Source organism: Lentisphaerota bacterium (genome assembly GCA_016873675.1).
In the GTDB taxonomy this organism is placed as follows: Bacteria; Verrucomicrobiota; Kiritimatiellia; order RFP12; family JAAYNR01; genus VGWG01.
In genome coordinates this window covers 1-2242 of sequence record VGWG01000203.1, presented here as the reverse complement: position 1 = coordinate 2242, position 2242 = coordinate 1, and the positions used below count along the sequence as shown (strand labels likewise).

General features: G+C 63.3%; 2 protein-coding genes. Both read right to left on the bottom strand.

From position 1 onward, the window contains the following. The coding region (locus FJ222_12695) for a hypothetical protein (protein MBM4165279.1) at positions 1 to 235 on the bottom strand (235 nt) is incomplete at its 3' end. 128 nt (positions 236 to 363) lie between these two features. Next, positions 364 to 1752 (bottom strand): DUF4080 domain-containing protein, encoded by a 1389-nt coding sequence (locus tag FJ222_12690; protein MBM4165278.1) that lies wholly within the window; start codon positions 1750 to 1752, stop codon positions 364 to 366. Between the last annotated feature and the right edge of the window lie 490 nt (positions 1753 to 2242).

Genomic DNA, 2242 nt, shown 5'->3' with positions numbered 1-2242 from the left:
TCAGCCGCCAGGAATAGGACCAGGACAGGTCGAAGGTGACGAAGCTGTACTCCGGTGTCGCGGCCTCCCACGTGACGTTGGTCACGCCGAAGTCGTAGGTCGGCGGGCCCCGGAACCGCGCGGCCGCAGGATCATCCGCACAGACTCCGGAGACAGCTCCCAGCAGGAGCGAACAGGCGAGGGCGCAGAGTGAAAGAAGCTTGCCGACGGCAAAGGACTCATTCAGATTGGACATGGCGGACTTCCTCAGGGGTTTCGCGGTTCCAGTACTCATGCACAAGCGTGCACGAATTGGGCGAATAGTATAGACCATCGCGTACGGTAAAAGCACGTACAATATTGCGCACCCCGTTGTGGGGTCATTCAGCGTGTGCGTTCGTGAAGAAAAGCATCGAGATGCTCTCCAATTTTGCGCGCGCCAAGCGCGTAGAGGCGACCCTCTGCGGCGAGAATGCGCTCGGAAAGCGCCCGATAACAGGCGTACGGCGAGGTCGTGTCGCGCGCCCGGATGGCGCGGACGGCATCCGGGAATCGTCCTCGGTTGTGGACCAGATCCCAGCACCGCGCGAAATCCTGCATGCGAACGACGGTGTTGAAATCCAGCACGTCGCTGCAGAGCAACTCGTAGGGGGGATTGGGACTGAACACCAGTTCGGGCGCAAAGCCGGGTGCCGCGAGGGGCGTTCCCGGAAGCCCTTTGAGCAGGTTCACCTGGAGTTCGGGCGGGTCGAGCTCACGCACGAGACGATCGAAACCCGCCGCGAATGAGGCCTCATCCTCGCCGGGAAGGCCGAATATCAGGTCGGCGTGGACGGTCGCGCGGGCCTCGCGAATGAGAAAGGCCAGCGCGTCAATCACACGCTCGATATCCGGGCTGCGGCCGATTCGGTGCGCAACAGCGGGATTGAGCGTCTGCACGCCGACCTCGAGATGGAGGGTTCCGGGAGGAAAGGCGGCAAGGGTTTGACGCAACCGGTCGCCGAAGCGCCGCGGCAGGATTTCCAGATGAATCGGATACCGTCCCGGATGGCGGGCGAGAAACAGATCGAGCATGGCGCAGGCATGATTCTCATCGGCATTGAAGCTCCGGTCGAGAAAGCGGAACGCGCGCGCGCCGCGCACGATCAGGCTGTCGAACGCCTCCGCCAGGCGCGCGGGATCGAAAGATCTGAACGGCGTGCGACCGGAGGTGCAGTATACGCAACCGCAGGGGCAGCCGCGTGAACTTTCGACATAGACGGTTCGCCGTGCCAGATCATCAGCGGTGTACAGCGAGTAGGGGAGTGCCACGCCCTGTGGCTCCTCAGGTGCGCCGCAGACCGTGCGCGCAGCGCCGTCGGTCCCGCAGAGCGTCCCGCCACTCAACACTTCGGCGCACAAGGCGCGAAAGGCGGATTCTCCCTCGCCCGTAACCCGCGCATCGGCCACGCCGTCCCAGCGAGCGTGATCACCGGGCACGATCTCGGGGCCGCCCAGCACGATCTGCGTGCGTGGCGACACGCGCCGCACGATCAGCGCCGTTTCCCGGACGCGCGCCGCATTCCACAGATAGACCGAAAAGCCGGCGATCTGCGGGCGTCGCGCTGCCACGGCGGCGGCAAGCTGGAACGGCTGCACGTCGGCGTCAGCCTCGATGATCTCGGCGCGCTTCTGCATCGGCCCGAGATTGGCCATCAGGGTCCGCGCGCCGAACGCGCAATGGCTGTACCGCGCGTTGATCGCCACGATTACGATGTCCGACTTACCCGGCACGCACACTCCTTTGGAGACCACTCCAACAAACACGATCGTATCCGCTTCTTGTGTTCAGAGGCCAGCAGGGATATTTTCGCTGTCGAACAGCAGATCGTCAATCGGCGTGCCGTCTTTGGCGCCGCTGAATTGCAAATTAAGCGTCCCGGGCTTGACGGCTGCGTTCTCCGCAGAGCGGCACTCTACCATCAGCGTGTTTCCAGACTTGCGAAGGGTGAAGGGCTTGGTCTCTTTGGTGTTGTTTCTGCCCTGCTTGAACACGCTCACATCGTTGACCCAGACCGTGATATCGAATCCCGACTTGGTTTCGTGCTGGACGTTCACAACCGCCTCTCGATCCACCGGCGTCTCCACGCGTGTCGCCGCCTGCATGGCGGACCCATGCGATGGCAGCGTGCCGGCTGCGCCGAACACAAGACTGGCGCCGCAGGTCAGCGGTGTCCAGTCCTTCGGCGGCTTGCCGGTCTTGAAAACGGTGCTGTCATAACTG